Genomic DNA, 17435 nt, shown 5'->3' with positions numbered 1-17435 from the left:
GATCTTGATGACCTGGCAATCCCTTCAAACCGCGCTGGCCGCGCAAAGCTATGTCGCGTCAGACGACCTTTCTGTGGCGCTGCATCTTGCGCTCACGTTGGAGCGCCCTTTGTTGCTCGAAGGCGCGGCAGGCGTCGGCAAGACCGAGATCGCCCGCACGCTCAGCTTGACCCAAGACACCAAGTTGATCCGCCTTCAATGCTATGAAGGTCTGGACGCCTCGCAGGCCATCTACGAATGGAACTATCAGCGCCAATTGCTGACGATCCGCTCTGCCGCAGAGGGCGGCGAGACGGGCAAATCGGTCGAAGATCGCATCTTTTCCCGCGACTTCCTGTTGGAACGTCCTTTGCTCGCCGCGATCACGCAAGAAAAGCCGCCCGTTCTTCTGATCGATGAGATCGACCGCGCGGATGAAGAGTTCGAGGCCTACCTGCTTGAGGTTTTGTCCGACTATCAAGTGTCCGTCCCTGAACTTGGTACGATCACAGCGACCTGCAAGCCTATCGTGATCCTGACATCCAATGGCACGCGGGACCTGTCGGACGCCTTGCGGCGGCGCTGCCTTTACACCTATGTCGAATATCCCGACCGCGCGGCGGAACTGGCGATCCTCAGGGCGCGCTGTCCGCAGGTCGAGGGGCATTTGGCAAATCAGATTATCGGCTTCGTTCAAAAACTGCGGGAAGAAGAGCTGGAGAAAACGCCCGGCGTCGCCGAAATGCTCGATTTCGCGGCTGCCCTGATGGGGCTTGGCATTGCCGACCTCACCCATGATCCGGCAGTCTTGCAATCGACGCTCACGACCCTTCTGAAAACGCAAAGCGATCAGGCGCACATCACGTCCGACGTTGCCGCGCGCATCGCAGGCAAAGCCGCATGACCCGGGTCACCCGCTTTGCCGCCCGCGACCCGGGGCCCGCCGCGCGTGTCGTTGGGTTTGTGGCGCATCTGCGTGACAATGGCTTGCGGCTGGGCGTTGCTGAAGCGGATCTAAGCCTGACGGCACTCACCCAGGTGAATGCCGCAGCCCCGGATGAATGCCGCCGCGTCCTGCGTGCCATCTGCACCGGATGCAAGGAAGAGGCAGAAAGGTTCGATGCCCTCTTTGACAGCTATTGGATGGATGCGGGACGGGTGAAACAGCGTATCGTCCCCAAGCCGCAAGCCACACTCAATGAGTCCGTCCATAGCTCACGCGATGGCAGTGGCGAGGATGCGGGGTCAAGCGGCACGTCCACGACCCCCGACACCGAAGACGGCCAAGCTGACAGCGACGGCACCGGCAAGCTTATCGCGACCGAACAGCGCAACCTCAGCCGCCGCGACCTGCGAGATCTTGTTCGCCCGGACGAAATAGCCGAGGCCGAGGCAATCGCACACCGCCTGGGCGCCGCCTTGCGCGACAAACGCTCGCGCCGCCGCATCGCCGCCCGTAAGGGCGACCGGTTGCACTTCCGCAAGACGATCCGGCGCAGCCTTTCGACCGGAGGAGAACCGTTGCAGCTGCTGCGCAAACGGCGACCGGATCGCGCGCGCAAGATAGTCGCGCTGTGCGATGTCTCGGGCTCGATGAGCGTCTATGCCCAGGTCTTCCTCGCCTTCCTCGCGGGCCTGATGCGGGCAGACAAGGACGCGGATGCGTATCTATTCCACACGCGCCTTGTCCGGATTACCGAGGCGCTGCGCGACAAGGACACGATGCGGGCCATCGGGCGCATGTCCCTGATGGCTGACGGGTTCGGTGGAGGGTCCAAAATTGGCCCGTCACTACAGCGCTTTGCCGACACCTACGCCAAACGCTTTGTGGATGGGCGCAGCGTTGTCCTGATCCTGTCTGACGGCTGCGACACCGAACCACCGGAACACCTGGATGCGGCGCTGACCAAGCTCAAAAAGCGCGGCTGCAAGATTATCTGGCTCAATCCCCTGAAAGGGTGGCGCGACTACGCGCCCGTCGCCGGTGGCATGGCAGCGGCCTTGCCCCATCTCGACCTGTTCAAAGCAGCCAATACACTGGATGATCTGGCCGCACTTGAAACCGAATTGGGTCCGCTATGAGCCCGGCAGAGATCCTCGATACCGATCTGGCCGATGCAGCGCAGGAGTTGCGGGCGCAACAGGTGCCCTTTGCCTTTGCAACCATCGTGAGAACGGCCGGGGCGACGGCGGCAAAGCCGGGAGCCAAGGCGCTCTTAAGTGCGGATGGCACAATCGTGCATGGCTGGCTGGGCGGGGGATGCACGCGCGGTGCGGTCAAACGCGCGGCGGTCGAGGCGTTGCAAAGCGGCGTGCCACAGCTCATCTCGGTCGCGCCAGAAGACCTGCTCGCCGAGAAAGGCATAGCGCCCGGCGATACCGTTGACGGCACGCATTTTGCGCGCAACGGCTGCCCATCGCGTGGGACCGTGGACATTTTCATCGAGCCTTGCCTGCCAATGCCCGAGTTGGTGATCCTGGGCGCATCCCCGGTCGCACAGGCGCTCAACACGCTTGCTCCGCAGTTTCACTGGGCGGTGTCCGCCGCCCTTGCGTCTGAGCCGGTGGACGCGCAGCAAAAATTCATCGTGATCGCAACACAGGGACAGGGCGATCTTGATGCTCTGAAAGCGGCGCTCTCGGTCGATGCCGCATATGTCGCCTTTGTCGGGAGTGGCCGGAAATTCGCGGCTCTTGCCGAGAAACTTCACGGCGCGGGCATCGGGCCGGAAAAGACAAACGCTGTAAACGCACCTGCCGGGTTGGATTTGGGTGCTGTCACGCCAGAGGAAATCGCCCTCTCGATCCTGGCCCAACTGTTGCGTGTACGCCGCGCAGAAACGGTCGTCGCAAATGGATGACGTCGCTGCAATTCTTCTGGCCGCTGGCCTGTCTCGCTGCGTGTGGACACCCCGGAAGACTACGCAGTGCTCACGCAAAAAAAGAAGCGGAGACAGCGGGATGATGCGCTTTGTCGAACGACTGAAGGTCTACTGCAAGAAGCTCAAGATGACGCCTGAGCAGGCTGACAACATCCGATTTCCCTGCTGCTAAGAAAAGGACACCCAACACATGGAACTCAGTGACGAAATCATCATCAACGCGCCCAAAGACCAGGTCTATGCGGCTTTGAACGATCCAGAGGTGCTCAAGCAGTGCATTCCTGGGTGCGAGGAGCTGATCAAGCACTCAGACACAGAGCTGGAAGCCAAGGTTGTGCTGAAAGTTGGACCGGTCAAAGCGCGTTTTGGTGGCAATGTTGTCTTGGATCAAAGCGGCGCGCCGGATGCGTTTTCTCTGACCGGTCAAGGCAATGGCGGTGCAGCGGGTCACGCAAAAGGCGGCGCCGATGTAACGCTGACCGCTGACGGGGACACGACCATTTTGCGCTATAAGGCGAAGGCGGAAATCGGTGGAAAGCTGGCACAATTGGGCAGCCGCCTGATCCAGAGCACGGCGAAAAAGCTGGCAGCCAAGTTCTTCAAGTCCTTTGCGGATGTAGTCAATGAAGACGTTGCAGCCTAGGGGCGGCATCTACGCAGAGCGCGTGGCCGACATCGTGGACGCGGCCGCTCGCATTGTTCAGGCTGATGGACGGTTTGCCCTGATCACATCCCTTTCGATTGAAGGCGGGGCAGCGCACGAAGTTGGCTCATTGGCCATCGTGAAACCCGACGGAAAGATGACGGGTTATCTGTCAAACGGGTGTATCGACCGGGACATTCAGCATCGCTCATGGCATTGGAAGCCAATCGCAAAGAAGTGGTCCGCTTCGGTGAGGGGTCTCGCTGGAATATCCCCCTGAAAGTTGTCCACCAGCTGGGATAGATTGTCCCACAAGATTGGAGGATCAGCGATGGCTGGAAAGCGTGAGAATCCCGAAGAGATCGTATCGAAGCTTCGGCAGGTTGAAGTTCTGCAGGGACAAGGCGCAACGATTGCCGAGGCGGTGCGCCAGGTCGGCGTGACGCAACAGACGTTCTATCGATGGCGCAAGCTGTATGGCGGGACGCAGCGGTCTCAGCTCACCCGACTGATGGAGCTTGAGAAGGAGAACCAGCGGCTTCGGCGGGCGGTGTCTGAGCGTACGCTGGGCAAGCTCATCCTGACCTAGGCGGCAAAGGATGAAGGCCGTAAAGGAAATCACCCAGTGAATGATTTTCAGGCCTGAACGCGCAGCCCTTCTGAGCCCGTCGCGTCGTCGCAAGTGCATCGACCATGTGCGGCGGGAGCTTGGCTTCTCCGAGCGTCGTGCCGGCCGCACACTCGGGCAGCATCGGTCCACGCAGCGCAAGGTGCCGCAGGGCCGGGCCGACGAGCAGCGTCTGACCGACGACATCATCGATGTTGGCCGATCAGTACGGGCGCTATGGCTATCGCATGGTGTCCGGCCTGCTGAATAACGCGGGCTGGCATGTGATACCGCTGCCCGGCAGGCGATTTGCGTAGCAAATCTGCCGAGAGGGGGTAAGCGGGTCGAGCGCACCTGACGACGCGAAGGGCTGAAGGTTCCGCGAAAACAAAAGAAGAAAGGCCGGCTTTGGCTGAACCCTCTCGGGACATTGCTGCGCAATGCCCTGCCGGGCAGTGGACGGATCCTGCGTACGGCTCCGGCCGGAACGACCCAACCATGTCTGGACCTACGACTTCGTTCAGGATCGCACCGCCGACGGACGGATCTACCGAACGCTGAACATAATCGACGAATACACCAACGAGGCCCCCCTCTCGGCAGATTTGGTAAGGCCAAATCGCCTGCCGGGCAACGTATGATCCGCGTCGATCGCAAGCTCTACTGAACGGACGTGCTGGATGCGCTGACGGAGCTGTTCATCCTGCATGGCCCACCGGAATACATAAGATCCGACAATCATTGCCCGGCAGGCGATTTGGTGAAACCAAATCTGCCGAGAGGGGGCCCCGAGTTTATTGCCCAAAAAGTACGGGACTGGATCGCCGCCCTCGGCGCGAAGACCGCCTATATCGAACCCGGATCACCATGGGAAAACGGATATTGTGAAAGCTTCAACGCCCAGTTCAGGGACGAGCTGTTGAACGGCGAAATCTTCTACAGCCAACGGGAAGCGCAAATCCTGATCAAGCAGTGGCGTATCCATTTTAACACCGTCAGGCCGCATAGCACACTGGGATACCGCCCGCCTGCGCCGGAAAGTATCGTTCCAATGGACCAGAGGCCGACGATGCACTAACAGTCAAACCGGACCACCAGATTGGGGCACGCCACTCGAACAGGAGGCTAGTGCCTTCATGGCGCAAATCGTGGAAATGCAGGTCCTTCACGCCGACTTCGACGCAGGCGCGCCGGAAGGCTGTACCGACCGATTTCGAGCTATAGGGAAAGATCCGCCCGTTGGTGAGACCCAGTTCCTTGGCCTGTTCGGTGACCAGTGCCCAGGCGTCGAAGCCAGTAGCAGCGAAAAGCGGGATCCGCTGGTCGTTGCCGGTCTTGTTGCGCGGGTCCTTCCTGTCGCGGATCAGGAGCGTCCTGTGGTCGACGTCGAGATCGGCCCATTCGACGCGGCAAATCTCGTCGAGCCGCATCGCAGTGGCCACGGCGAACTTCACGATCCGCGTCATCGGCAGGGTCAGGCGTTCGTTGTCATCGAAGCAACGGAAGAGGCGGTTCAACTCGTCCGTAGTGGGGTGACGATCCCGCTCTGTGCCCTTGCCGATCAGCCCGAGACGCTTGAGCGCGACGCGCGCCAGATCGACGGGCTCCGGAGAGGTGTCGAGGCCGTGCACCGCTGCCGCGTGGGTGACGATCATCTTGATCACGCCGATATCGATCCCGAGCGTGACCGGGCCGTTCAGCGCTCGGATTGATCCACTGGATCAATCCGCAAGACGCGCCTCACCTAACTCCGCGCGCATCTTGCCGTAGTCAATCAGGCTCGGACCGGTCGAGGTGACCGATCCGTTCCTTCCCAAAATCACGCTTGAGCGTTGTGAGCGTGGCGGCCTTGGCTCGCGACGCGGCGGTTTCCCTACCTCGCACATATCGGTTACAGACGCGTCAATGAGGTGGCCAAAGGTCTGGAGGCGGGCAACGGACGTGCTTGTAGGTGCGAGGCCCCTGATCGACGCAGGGCTCTCCGCCTGGCGGGCTTGAGCGTGCGGCATCGTCGCGACGGAGGAACGTCTCGCTCGCGTGAGCCAGCCTGTCGTCTGATCTGGACGCGGGTCAGGCACCGGAGGGGAGCGCGGGTAGAGGGAGGCCATTTTCGTCTTGCGGCTCATGTGCGCAATGAGTCGTCGCAGAGGGGCAAATTCGGGGATACTGGGGCGTATTCCAGCGTGAGCCAAATCCGCCGCCAACAGTTTAAGGATGCACAAAAAATCAAATAAATCAACGCGCTAGATTGCTTGTGGCCCCTATGTTGGATGGAACAGGTAGTTCGAATTTCCCTTTTTGTTCTGAAGGCTTTGCCAAGGCCTGATAGGGCATGTTGTAAAAAATGTTGTAACTTTCGGATGCCGGATTGTCGGCCCGCTACTCTATTCAGACATGCGAGCGCTTTCGCCTCTGTATCCCTCGATCCTCCGGCCGCCGACCAAGGACGATATAGCGGCCACTTTTTTCTGGTGATCGGCCCCCAGTGCGCCGCTTCTTCTAGGGCGGTTCTGGACGAGAAGGTACATCAGGTTCCCTGAAGCCGTCGTTCGTTCAAACTGCGACGAATTCGTACTCTGAGCCCACTTTGACCGATGCTGCGTTGCGCACGAACGTCTATTTACAGAATTTCTGGCAGTTCTGGCTCGGCTTGTTGTTCGTATGTTTGGAAGACGATTGGTGTTTCGGCACGCGTGTCCCGCAACTCTTGTACGTGACCAGCTTCAACGAACCTGCCGATATAGAACAACCCGACATAGTATCTCGACGCTGGATATCCGTCCAGTTCGGGACTATCCGCCGAGAGTCGAGCAGCCTTATCGGCCATCTTGGCGCACGATATCGAGACGCGAGCATCAAACGAAACTGGCTCGAGAGTAAAGTCGAAACACCCATTTTGTCCTTCGTGGACAACATAAGTGCCTGAAGAGTGGAGATATAAGTGGGAGCCTCGCCACCATCCTGTATCTTCAGAAAGGTCGATGGAAGCTGTCGTATTACCGTCATTGATGGTGAATTCTCTGGTCCAGTCGCTGTGAAAACCGAACATGGGCGTAACAGACATGCTCGCAGTCGCGCTCCCCTGAAGGTTGGCGGTAGCTACGTATCCTGAAGAGCAAGCGGACAGTGCTAAGAGCATTCCGATAGCGAAAGTAATATTGCTGAATTCTCTAAATGTCATGGCCCGCCATCAGTCACCCAAAACAGACATTGGCGCAAGTGCAGCGAAATGACGCTTCGACCGCTTCTTTCCAGTTCAGGCACCGCGCAGCGAACGGCAGAGATGCCCTGACCCGGCCACTCGTGACTAACGCGGTCAAGGTCCGCGATAAGTCCAACCCGTGAATAGGATTTTCTCGCTGCGTGCGCTCGCAGCAAGGTTTTCGCTGCAGCCGCATTTTTGGCTAAAGCGTTCCGCCATAAACCGGTGCTTCAGGTTTTTGGCGGAACGCTTCAAGCTACCGCGCGGAGTGAATACCTGCCGTCAGTTTCTTTCTCAATGGAACTCATTTTCTGATTTCATTGGCTTCTCGTGAATTGAGTGTGGATATTCGCCATTGGTCCTGCAGCAGAAGTTGCACCAGTGTCCAACGCGTCGATATCTGCCAAGTCTCAAATTCATCATCCTCAAAGAGTGGTTTGGAGCGGCTGGGAATTTTGACGGCGATTTTTTGGCTACGCTTCTGCACAGGCTTCGACCATTACCAGACAGGAATGGGCGATTGGTCCCTGAGCCAGTTTCGATGTGCCCTTGTCGAGGGTGAGCATGTTGGGGTTGCCACGGCGGCAGAGGTCACCCTGGGGGTCGAGCCAGGCGCCAGTGGCGATCTGGATCACGCCGGGGCGGATGGCGTCGCTCAGCCTCAATTCAGCCAGACAGGCTCCGCGTGTGTTGTGCAGGCGTACGATCTGGCCGCCCGTCAGTTTGCGTGCGGCGGCATCAGCCGGATGCATCATGACCGGTTCGACGCCTTTGGGACGATCGGCGCGACTGACCGAGCCGTGGTCCAGCTGGCTGTGCAGCTTGTTGCGCGGCTGGTTCGAGATCATGTGCAACTGGCCCGGGTCAGCGCGGCCCAGCCATTCGGCAGGCTCCATCCAGGCCGGGTGGCCGGGGCAATCGTCATAGCCGAAGCCCGCGATAGTTTCGGAATAGATCTCGATCTTGCCCGAAGGCGTCGCCAAAGGATTGGCTGTCGGGTCGGTGCGGAAGGCTTCCAGCATGATCGTCGGTGCAGCGGGGGCGGGAACCCGGATCCAGCCGTCCCGCTGCAACCTGTCCCAGCCGGGCAATTCCACACCCTGTTCCGCCGCCTGCTGGCGCGAGACATCCCAGAGCCAGCGCTGCCATTCCCCGGCGCTTTTGCCTTCGGTAAACATGTCTTCCACCCCCATCTCGGCAGCGACCCCGCGAAAGATGCCGTGGTCGTCCCGTGCTTGTCCGACGGGCAAGATGGCTTGATCCATCACCACCTGGTAGGGGTCCTTGGGTGTCAAGGCGATATCGCTACGCTCAAGCGGGGTGGTACAGGGCAGCACGATATCGGCGTGTTGTGCCAGGGCATTCCAGCACCATTCGTTGGCGATGATCGTCTCGGGTCGGGCCCAGGCACGGCGCATCCTGTTCAGGTCCTGATGGTGGTGAAACGGGTTGCCACCCGCCCACCAGACCAGTCGGATGTCGGGGTATTCGTAGGTCTTGCCGTCATACTCGAACCGCCCCCCTGGATTTTCCAGCATCTCGGTGACACGTGCCACGGGAATGAAATCCGGGACCGGGTTCCGGCCCTGTGGAAAGGACGCATAGTTGATCTGGCGCCGGTTCAGCCCGGTATTGTTCATCGCCGAATAGCCGAAGCCGATACCGGTACCTGGCAGGCCGATTTGCCCCAGCATCGCGGCCAGCGCAATCGCCGCCCAAAAGGGTTGTTCGCCGTGATCCTGCCGTGTCAGCGCCCAGGCCGTCGAGATCATCGTGCGGCTGGCGGCCATGTCACGGGCCAGCTTTGCAATGGTTCCGGCCGGTATCCCGCAGATCTCTGCCGCCCATTCGGGCGTTTTGGCCTGCCCGTCCGTTCCGCCCCTAAGATACGCCGCGAAGCGATCAAAACCAACGGTAAAGCGGTCGAGGAAGTCGGGATCGTGCAAACCCTCGTTCAGCAGGACATGGGCCAGCGCCAGCATCAGCGCCACATCGGTGCTGGGCCGGATGGCCAGCCAATCCGCCCCGACGCGATCGAGAATATCCGAGCGCAGGGGCGAGATGTTCACGAACCTGACGCCTGCCTCATGGGCGGCCAGAAGCCCGCCCCTCTGCACATGCGCGCCGGTGCCGCCCTGGCTGATCTGGCCGTTCTTCAGAGGCACCCCGCCAAAGGCAACAAAGAGCTCGCAATCCGACGCGATGCTTGCCCAGCTTGTGGTCGTGTCGATATAGGTCCGGAAGTCGCCGAGGATATGGGGCACAACGACCTCGGCGGCTGCGAAGGAGTAAGTGTTCTTCGATCCGGTGAATCCGCCGATGCAGTTCAGGAACCGTTTAAGCTGGCTTTGCGCATGGTGAAACCGTCCGGCGCTGGCCCAGCCATAGGAGCCGGCATAGATCGCCCGGTTCCCATGGGTCTTTCGGACACGGTCCAGCTCGTTCGCGACAATCCGGTTGGCCTCGTCCCAGGTAATCTCGACGAAATCGTCGGCCCCGCGCCGGTCGCCCGCCGCACCCGGGCCACCCTCCAGCCAGCCCTTGCGCACCATTGGTGCGGTGATCCGGGTTGGCCCGTCCAGCACATCGACGATGCCCGGACCAATAGCCGAAGGATCGGGGTCTTCCTCGAACCCGCGCAGTGCTGTTACCTTGCCGTCCTTCACCTCGACCCGGTATGTGCCCCAATGGGTGCTGGTAAGAAGCTCACGGGTTTGTTTGGACATGATCGATCCTTTCCGCGTTGATTGCGCCAATCATCCGGCAACCTCGGTCCCTGCAACATTCTGCATCAACAACCACAGGGCAAGGCCAAGCATGACCAATCCCGAACACAGCCGGAACGCGCGATACGATGCCGGGCGGCTCAGATGCGGGCGCATCTGATGTGCCAGAAGGATGTAAAGCGCATGCGACATCACCGAGATGCTCAGGCATGTGGCAACGATCAGGAAAACCTGGAGCGGCATTGGCCGGTCCGGGTCGGTATAGAGCGGGAAGATGGCGACGAAAAACAGCGCTGCCTTCGGGTTCAGAGCAGAGACGCCGGCCGCTTCGGCAAAGAGGTGAAACCTCGTGCGACGTGATGCCGGGGTAGACGCCGTGCAGACATGTGAAGAAGTCAGGATCATTTGCGCGCCAAGAAACAGCAGGAACCCGATGCCCACCCATTGAAACAGCGCCCAGGCACCCGGCGAGGCGATCAGCATCGCGAGCAAGCCAATGCCAGTCGCGGCCCCCAGCACCATCAGGCCCGCAGCATTGCCCATGACACTGAAGATGGCGCTTCGGTATCCCAGCTCGACCGCCCGGCGAAGCGTGTTCAGGTTCCCCGGCCCCGGCGTGACGATAGCGACGCCTGCGACCAGAACGAGGGATATCCATGCCTCCCAGGTCATCGGGTGCGGTGAGGCTGATGGGGCGTCACAAGACGGCACCCGGGTTCAGGATGCCATTGGGGTCGAGCGCCTGTTTGATGTGCCGCATCATCGCCAGCTTGACCGGGTCGCCATGGCGTTTCAGGGCATCGACCTTGGCCCGCCCGATACCGTGTTCGGCACTGATCGAGCCGTCGCAGTCAAGGGTTGCGGTGTCGATGATATCGGCGATCCGGGCGGCGGCGTCGGGACGGTGTTCGAGAAACACCTGCCGCGCGTTCTCGGGTGCAAAAACATTCACATGGATGTTGCCATCGCCAATATGGCCGTAGAAATTGGCGCGTAGGCTGGAATCCCATTCGGCGAGATCCCGTGCGGTCCGGTCAATAAAATCCCCGATCTGGCCAAGCGGCACCGAGGTGTCTGAACTGTATAGCACCCCCTCCAGCTTGTTGTATTCGAACGCATTCTCGCGGAGCGCCCAAAGATCTGCCGCCTGCGCGCCGGATGCAGCGACCACGGCATCCTTGATCAGACCGGCCTCGAATGCCTGCGCAAGCGCGGCTTCCAGCCAGTCACTCAGGGCACGGGGCCCTGCGATATCAGCGACCACATACCAGTCGTGCCGGTCCCTGAACGGGTCGCGCAGGGTGGGAAAGTGCTTTAGCGCCAGCGACAGGCCAAGCGCCGACATCAGTTCGAAAGCGGTGACAACCTCGCCCAACTGGTCGCGCAGGGTATTGAGCAAGTCGAGAGCGGCCCCGGGCGAGGGGACGGCGCAAAACAGCGTGTCCCGGCTCTGCGTTGCGGGCGACAGCTTCAGCGTGGCGGCGGTGATGATGCCAAGCGTGCCCTCGGACCCGATCAACAGGTGGCGCAGGTCGTAGCCGGTGTTGTCCTTGCGCAGCGGGGCAAGGCTGCTAAGGACAGACCCGTCCGCCATCACGGCTTCGATCCCCAAGCAAAGGTCGCGAGCATTGCCATAGCGCAGGGTCCGCACCCCGCCCGCGTTGCTGGCCAGATTGCCGCCGATGGTGCAGCTTCCCTCGGAAGCGAGCGACAGACCGAACACGCGCCCGATCCCGTCTGCGGCGGCGTGGATATCGCACAGCTTTACCCCGGCCTCGACCGTGATCGCACTGTCAGAGGCGCTGACAGACCGGATCCGGGACATCCGTTCCAGTGACAGGACCACATGCCTGCCACAAGGATCGAGATGCCCGTTCGCGCCACCTGTTCCGCCACCGAAGGGGATGATGCCGGTTCCGGTGTCGTTGCAGGTCTTCAGGATGTGCGACACCTTGTCCGCCGAATCCGGTCGCAGGATCAGCTCCGCCGCACCGGTGACACGCCCGCGCGGGTCTTCGTTGTAACGGGCGGTGTCGGGTCCCCCCAACCAGCCCTTGGGCCCACTGATCGTCTTCAACTTTTCCGCGATGTCGGGGGCCAGCATGGGGCGGGTTACTCCGAAGTCCAGACGGAATACCCGTTCGGACTGGCGATGATAGGGGAATGATAGGTGCCGTCGTCGTCGGGCATGCCGAACCGCAGCACGATCTCTCGCATACGCGGGGCGATGCCGCGCGCGACCCAGTATGCTCCAACATCAAAGGTCAATTCGTACTCGGCGTCGCGGTCAATGCGCGAGACCACTTCTTTCAACCGCCCTCCCGCGTCTGTCATGGTGTCAAACAGCGTCTCACCGGTCCCCAGATTGATCAAACGCACCGCGACACCGGCCGCATGGGTTCCGTCAACAGCGTTCAAAATATGCGAGGAAACGGTCGCCATCACTCGATCGAGGCCTTGTCGCGCTTGTCCGAGGTCGCGGCGACGATCGGACTGATCACACCCCGACACTTGACGTTGATGCAGGCCGTCTTGCCGGACGCGATGGCACGTTCCAGGGCACCGGCCAGGTCCGCGCGCCGCGTAACCAGTTCGCCGTGGCCGCCGAGACCCTCGAACATGCTGTGGAACGGGATGTCGCGGAAATCGGTCGCATAATGCTGCCGGTTTGAAAACAGCCGTTCCTGCTGCTGGCTGATACAGTCCAGCCCGCCATTGTTATCGACCACCACAACGATGGGAATGTTCTCTTGAAAGCAGGTTTCGATCGACAGCCCGCCTGACAGAAACGCGCCGTCGCCGGTCACCAGAACGGTTGTCTTGTCACGGTTGAGGTTCTTGGCGGCCAACGCAAAGGACACGCCGACACCCAGAAGCGAATAATTGCCCGGATGCAGGATGCCGCCCAGTACCCGGCCTCGCGCGGCGGCGATATTGGTGGCGATCTCGTTCCAGAAATGGGTGTTACCGCCGTCGAAGACCAGCCAGTCGCCGTCCTTCATCGCCTCTTGTACATCCAGCGCCAGTTGCAAGGGATGCATCTTGCGGCCTTCGGCCTCGTCCGTCGCCGTCTCGGCGGCGATGTGATCGGACCATTCCCGCACCCAGTCCCTGCGCCGCTGTATTTGCAGATCAAGCCATGGCTCCCAGGTCTTTTTCAGCCCCTCAAGCGCGGTCAGGAAGGCTCCGGGATCAGAAAGCAAGGGCACATCCGCGCCGATGTTGTAATCCAGCTCTTCGTGGCTGCCGTTCACACAGATCAACTTGGTTTCGGGTTGGATGAACGGCGGGTTCCCAAAGTTCATCTGGTTGTCGAGCCGACAGCCGACCATCACCACCACATCCGCCTCGTGGATCGCGGGTTTGGACGGGTGGTATTGGTGGAAATCCGCCAGCCCCATATAGGCGTCGCACCCTTCGCCCAACATCTTTGTGTGATAAGGCACGTTGAATATCGGTATGCGCAGCGTCTCACCCGCCCGCGCCAGAGCCTCTTCGCCCCCCGACCACCAGGTGCCGTGACCGCCGATGATCACCGGCCGTTCGGCATTGCGGATAAGGCCCAGAACCACATCAAGCTGCGCCGGATCCGGCCAGGCGCGGGGCACGGGCTTGTCGCTGCGATCGAAGGGGCGCTCGTTCCGGCCTGCGTCCTCCTCAAACGAGGAGAACATGATATCAACCGGCAACGAAAGATGGACCGGACCGGGATAACCCGTGGTCGCTGCCTGCCAGGCGCGATCGACGAATTCGCTGATCCGCGAGCCATCGGTGATCTGGACCGAATACTTGGTGAGAGGCGCAGCAATCGCCACATCGTCGATTTCCTTGAACCCGCCCGCGCCCTGCCGCTTGAGCGTCGAGGACCCGGTGATAAAAATCACCGGCGTGCGCTCGCCCCAGGCTTCAAGCATGGCGGGCACCGCATTGGCGAAGCCCTCCGGCCCCACAAGGCAGACGCTCGGCTTGCGCGTGATCCGGCTATGCCCATCCGCCAGATGCCCCGCCACCTGTTCGTGCGGGCAGTTGATGATCGGCATCTGGCATTCCATGAACCCCTCAAGCGCGGGATTGCAGAACCCGCCCGCAAGCGTAAAGGCATGTTCCACGCCCTTTTCCTTCAATGCACGGGCAAGAAGCGCTCCGCCGCGGATCCTGGTGTGGGCGTTCATGGCAAAACTCCGTTTCTATGGGTTTTTTTGGCCGGAAGACGGGTCCGGCGTGTTTTTCAGAGAGGTGGCGCTGCGTGTTCTTCTTTGGTGTTCGCTCCAGACGATCCGAAGCACGGCGACGATGGTCAGCAGGCAGAACGCCAGCGCAATCGGGCGCGTCATCAACAGCCCCAACGGATCACCTTGCGCGACCAGCAGGAATGAACGGAAGGACACTTCGAATTCGGGGGCGAGCACAAAGCCGATCAGGAACGCGACAAAGGAATAGTCGAATTTCTTCATCAGGTATCCGATCACCGCAAAGATGATCATGATGTAGAGGCTGACAATACTGTTGGTGGAGGCGAAAACGCCCGTCATGCAGGTCAGGCCGATGATCGAATAGCTGACATATTCGGGGGCTTTCACGATATGCGCATAAAGCCCGCTGCCCATGAGCCCAATCGCAAGATTGAAGAAATTCGCGACGAAAAGGATCGTGAAAATGCCGTATATCAGCGCCGGTTCGGTCTTGAACACATGCGGGCCCGGCTCGATCCCGTGAACCAGAAATGTGCCGATCAGCAACGCGGTGGTCACGTTGCCGGGGATGCCCAGCGTCAGAAGCGGCACGAAGCTGCCACCAACCACGGCGGAATTCGCCGCCTCGGGCGCGGCGACGCCATCAAGGGTTCCTTTGCCGAATTTCTCAGGGGTTTTCGAATATTTCTGCGCCGTGCCATAGCCGATAAAGGCCGCCAGCGATGCGCCGATGCCCGGAAGCGCGCCAATGGCCGAACCGATCAGGCTGGAGCGCAGCACGGTCTTCCAGTGGCGGGCAAACTCGGGCAGCGACAAATGCGGGCCGCTGGTGGCGCTGATCGGGCTGCTTTCAGTGTCCGAGGAAACCTCTTTGCGGCGCAGAAATGCGCGTTCGGCTGCAACCATGACCTCGGCCAGCCCCAGCATACCGATGGCGATGGGGATCAGCGGCAACCCGTCCAGCAATTCAACGATCCCGAAAGTCATCCGCGGCGAGGCCGACATCGGGTCAAGGCCCACCATCGCGCAAAGCACGCCAAAAGCGCAGGCGATCAGCCCTCGCGCCAGCGACCCGCCGGTAAGGCCAGCCACAAAGGTAAAGGCAAAGAGCACCACGAAGGTCAGTTCGGCCGGACCGAACTTGAGCGCGATCTTCGAAAATGGCCCTGCCACAGCATAAAGCATCAGATCCGCCAGGATCGCGCCGCAGACCGACGCGAAAAGCGCCATTTGAAGCGCTTGTTTCGCCCGCCCGGATTTTGACAGGGGGTAGCCGTCAAAGGCGGTCGCCGTGGCCTCCGGCGATCCGGGCACGTTCAGCAGGATCGCCGATATTGACCCGCCAAAGGTGCCTCCCTTGTAGATACCGATCAGGAAGGCCACGGCCGTCAGCGGGTCCATTCCGAAGGTGATCGGTGCCAGAAGCGCAATCGCCATGGCAGCGGTCAGCCCCGGCACGGCGCCCATGAAGATGCCGATCGAGACTCCGGCGGCGATCGCCAGAAGCGGCCCAAGCGCGAATGCGTTCTGGATACCTGCAAGCAAGGCGTCCATGGTCAACCTCCCCACAGGTTTGCGGAGGGCCAGAGTTGCAGATGAACGCCCAGACCGAAGCGCAAGCCCACAACGAGGATTGCCACCGCAACAGCCGACACTGCCAGAACAACCAGCGGGCGACGCCCGCCTGTTCCCACCATCAGGGCCGACACCAGAAGAAGCGCGACAGGCACATATCCGACCGGGCGCAGCAGGACGGCGAACACCCCGGCAAGCAGCGTTACCAGCAGCATGCCGAACAGCGCCGCGCGCCCGATGGCTACATCCTCGGCATGGGGCATCCGGCTGCGCCTTGCGGCCAGCAGGCTCTGCAATACTTCCAGTGCCGAAAGCCCAAGGATAATGGCAAGAGCCAGGGCAGGAAGCAGAGTTCCATTTGACCCAAAGAGTCGATTGTCTCCGCGCACATGGTCAGGAAGCAACCACAATGCAAATCCAGACAAGACGGCAATCACGATCGACGCAATGTTTCGGTTGGTCAACGGCACCGGCTCAACTCCTGCCCTGGCGATCCCGATCAGCTGCCGGAGTCGCTCATCACAGCTTCCATCGCAGCACTGATCGCATCGATTGAGGCAGCCGTCTCGGCCCCGTTCATCGGCGTGATACCCACAAAACGGCCCTGCACAAGTTCCTGGAACTCGCCCGAGTTCGCCGCGTCAAGCAGAGCCTGTTCCAGTTTGGCGCGCACATCTTCGGGCAGTCCCTTGGGTGCGGCGATTACCGAGTTATAGCTGACCGCCGGATAGCCGAGGCTGGACATGGTCGGCGCATCCGGTGTCGCGTTCAGCGGCTCGGAGCCGGAGGCCGCAAGCACGATCATCTCACCCGATTTCACATATTGGACATGAGGGCCACCACTCAGCCCGAAATCAACGTGACCGCCCAGGATCGACTGCATCATGTTGGCGCCGCCCTTGATCGGCAGCGGAATGATCGTAACACCCGTCGCCTTGGTAATCGCGTCAATCTGCAACCGGTCGGCAGGGCCGAGCGAGCCGAACTTCAGCGGGATGCCGGTTTCCTTGGCATGTTCAAGCATCGAGGTCAGGTCGGTCCAGGGCTTGTCGGCAAGCGATACGAATGAGGTTTCGAACCGCGCCATGGTCAGGAGATAGTCGAAATCTTCCTTTGTATAGGCGACCTCGCCCTGAAGGGGGTTGAAGCCGAAGGTTAGGCTGGTGCCCACCACCAACGTATAACCGTCGGCAGGTTTCTCCTTGACGGCGGTTGCCGCAATGCTGCTGCCGGCACCGCCCATGTAGGTGTGCACGATCGTCTGTCCCAACTCTTCCGTAAGGGGTTCGGACAGTTTGCGCGCCATGGCATCCGAAAACCCACCGGGATTGAAGCCGATGATCATCTCGATCGGTTTTGTTGGATATTCATCGGCGGCAGCGACTTGGACTCCGGCCGTTACGGACAGGCCAGCGACCAGCGCAGCGCCTAGCAGCTTCTTGATTGGTCTCATTGGGTCCTCCCATTTGATACGCGCAGGTCTGCGGCCTGCGTCCTGAACAAAATCCTACCGTTTTCACAGGGCGAAACTAATTGTTTCACGGCATATACCCGATAGCAATTGACTATGACTCAAGCGCGGCATTGCGCGAAACCGGGTGGAATTTCTTGAAAAGTCGCGATTTTCG

15 protein-coding genes and 1 pseudogene are annotated in these 17435 nt (G+C 60.6%); 6 read left to right on the top strand and 10 right to left on the bottom strand.

Annotated elements, in window-relative coordinates:
- Positions 1-7 precede the first annotated feature (7 nt).
- From SPO_RS12165 to SPO_RS12135, 6 genes and pseudogenes are all read left to right on the top strand, one after another.
- Positions 8-883: an AAA family ATPase gene (locus tag SPO_RS12165; protein WP_044028390.1), complete on the top strand. Its 876-nt coding sequence runs from the start codon at positions 8-10 to the stop codon at positions 881-883.
- Positions 880-2061 (top strand): vWA domain-containing protein, encoded by a 1182-nt coding sequence (locus tag SPO_RS12160; RefSeq protein WP_011048108.1) that lies wholly within the window; start codon positions 880-882, stop codon positions 2059-2061. The genes SPO_RS12165 and SPO_RS12160 overlap by 4 nt, the downstream gene beginning before the upstream one ends.
- Positions 2058-2840, top strand: coding sequence for an XdhC family protein (locus SPO_RS12155; protein WP_011048107.1), 783 nt, complete (start codon positions 2058-2060; stop codon positions 2838-2840). The genes SPO_RS12160 and SPO_RS12155 overlap by 4 nt, the downstream gene beginning before the upstream one ends.
- A gap of 211 nt (positions 2841-3051) precedes the next feature.
- Positions 3052-3504: a CoxG family protein gene (locus SPO_RS12150; protein WP_011048106.1), complete on the top strand. Its 453-nt coding sequence runs from the start codon at positions 3052-3054 to the stop codon at positions 3502-3504.
- On the top strand, positions 3485-3784 hold the full coding sequence (locus tag SPO_RS23500) for an XdhC family protein (RefSeq protein ID WP_044028387.1): 300 nt from the start codon (positions 3485-3487) through the stop codon (positions 3782-3784). The genes SPO_RS12150 and SPO_RS23500 overlap by 20 nt, the downstream gene beginning before the upstream one ends.
- 51 nt (positions 3785-3835) lie before the next feature.
- Positions 3836-5189, top strand: a pseudogene (locus SPO_RS12135) (IS3 family transposase).
- Here SPO_RS12135 and SPO_RS12130 read toward each other — a convergent pair.
- The 10 genes from SPO_RS12130 to SPO_RS12085 form a co-directional block, all read right to left on the bottom strand.
- On the bottom strand, positions 5107-5766 hold the full coding sequence (locus SPO_RS12130) for a site-specific integrase (protein ID WP_011048104.1): 660 nt from the start codon (positions 5764-5766) through the stop codon (positions 5107-5109). The pseudogene SPO_RS12135 and the gene SPO_RS12130 sit on opposite strands and share 83 nt — an antisense overlap.
- A 965-nt stretch (positions 5767-6731) precedes the next feature.
- Positions 6732-7292, bottom strand: a complete 561-nt coding sequence (locus tag SPO_RS22900; RefSeq protein ID WP_144083997.1) for a hypothetical protein — start codon at positions 7290-7292, stop codon at positions 6732-6734.
- Positions 7293-7786: 494 nt separating this feature from the next.
- The gene (locus SPO_RS12120) at positions 7787-10039 is read right to left on the bottom strand and encodes a molybdopterin guanine dinucleotide-containing S/N-oxide reductase (RefSeq protein ID WP_044028382.1); all 2253 of its coding nucleotides are present in this window, start codon (positions 10037-10039) and stop codon (positions 7787-7789) included.
- Between the two features lie 30 nt (positions 10040-10069).
- Positions 10070-10711, bottom strand: coding sequence for a LysE family translocator (locus SPO_RS12115; protein ID WP_011048102.1), 642 nt, complete (start codon positions 10709-10711; stop codon positions 10070-10072).
- Positions 10712-10736: 25 nt separating this feature from the next.
- Positions 10737-12143, bottom strand: coding sequence for an FAD-binding oxidoreductase (locus tag SPO_RS12110; protein ID WP_011048101.1), 1407 nt, complete (start codon positions 12141-12143; stop codon positions 10737-10739).
- Positions 12144-12151: 8 nt separating this feature from the next.
- Positions 12152-12481, bottom strand: coding sequence for a hydroxyisourate hydrolase (locus SPO_RS12105; RefSeq protein ID WP_011048100.1), 330 nt, complete (start codon positions 12479-12481; stop codon positions 12152-12154).
- Positions 12481-14211 carry a thiamine pyrophosphate-binding protein gene (locus tag SPO_RS12100; RefSeq protein ID WP_011048099.1) on the bottom strand — a complete coding sequence of 577 codons (1731 nt, stop codon included), beginning with the start codon at positions 14209-14211 and terminating at the stop codon, positions 12481-12483. The genes SPO_RS12105 and SPO_RS12100 overlap by 1 nt, the downstream gene beginning before the upstream one ends.
- A gap of 15 nt (positions 14212-14226) precedes the next feature.
- The gene (locus SPO_RS12095; RefSeq protein ID WP_051420359.1) at positions 14227-15786 is read right to left on the bottom strand and encodes a tripartite tricarboxylate transporter permease; all 1560 of its coding nucleotides are present in this window, start codon (positions 15784-15786) and stop codon (positions 14227-14229) included.
- Positions 15787-15788: 2 nt separating this feature from the next.
- Positions 15789-16277 carry a tripartite tricarboxylate transporter TctB family protein gene (locus SPO_RS22545; protein ID WP_011048097.1) on the bottom strand — a complete coding sequence of 163 codons (489 nt, stop codon included), beginning with the start codon at positions 16275-16277 and terminating at the stop codon, positions 15789-15791.
- A 29-nt stretch (positions 16278-16306) separates the two neighbouring features.
- Positions 16307-17260: a tripartite tricarboxylate transporter substrate binding protein gene (locus tag SPO_RS12085; protein ID WP_011048096.1), complete on the bottom strand. Its 954-nt coding sequence runs from the start codon at positions 17258-17260 to the stop codon at positions 16307-16309.
- Positions 17261-17435: the final 175 nt, after the last annotated feature.

Source organism: Ruegeria pomeroyi DSS-3 (assembly GCF_000011965.2).
GTDB lineage: Bacteria > Pseudomonadota > Alphaproteobacteria > Rhodobacterales > Rhodobacteraceae > Ruegeria_B > Ruegeria_B pomeroyi.
The sequence above is the reverse complement of the archived record's forward strand: the minus strand, read 5'-3'. Positions and strand labels throughout refer to the sequence as shown.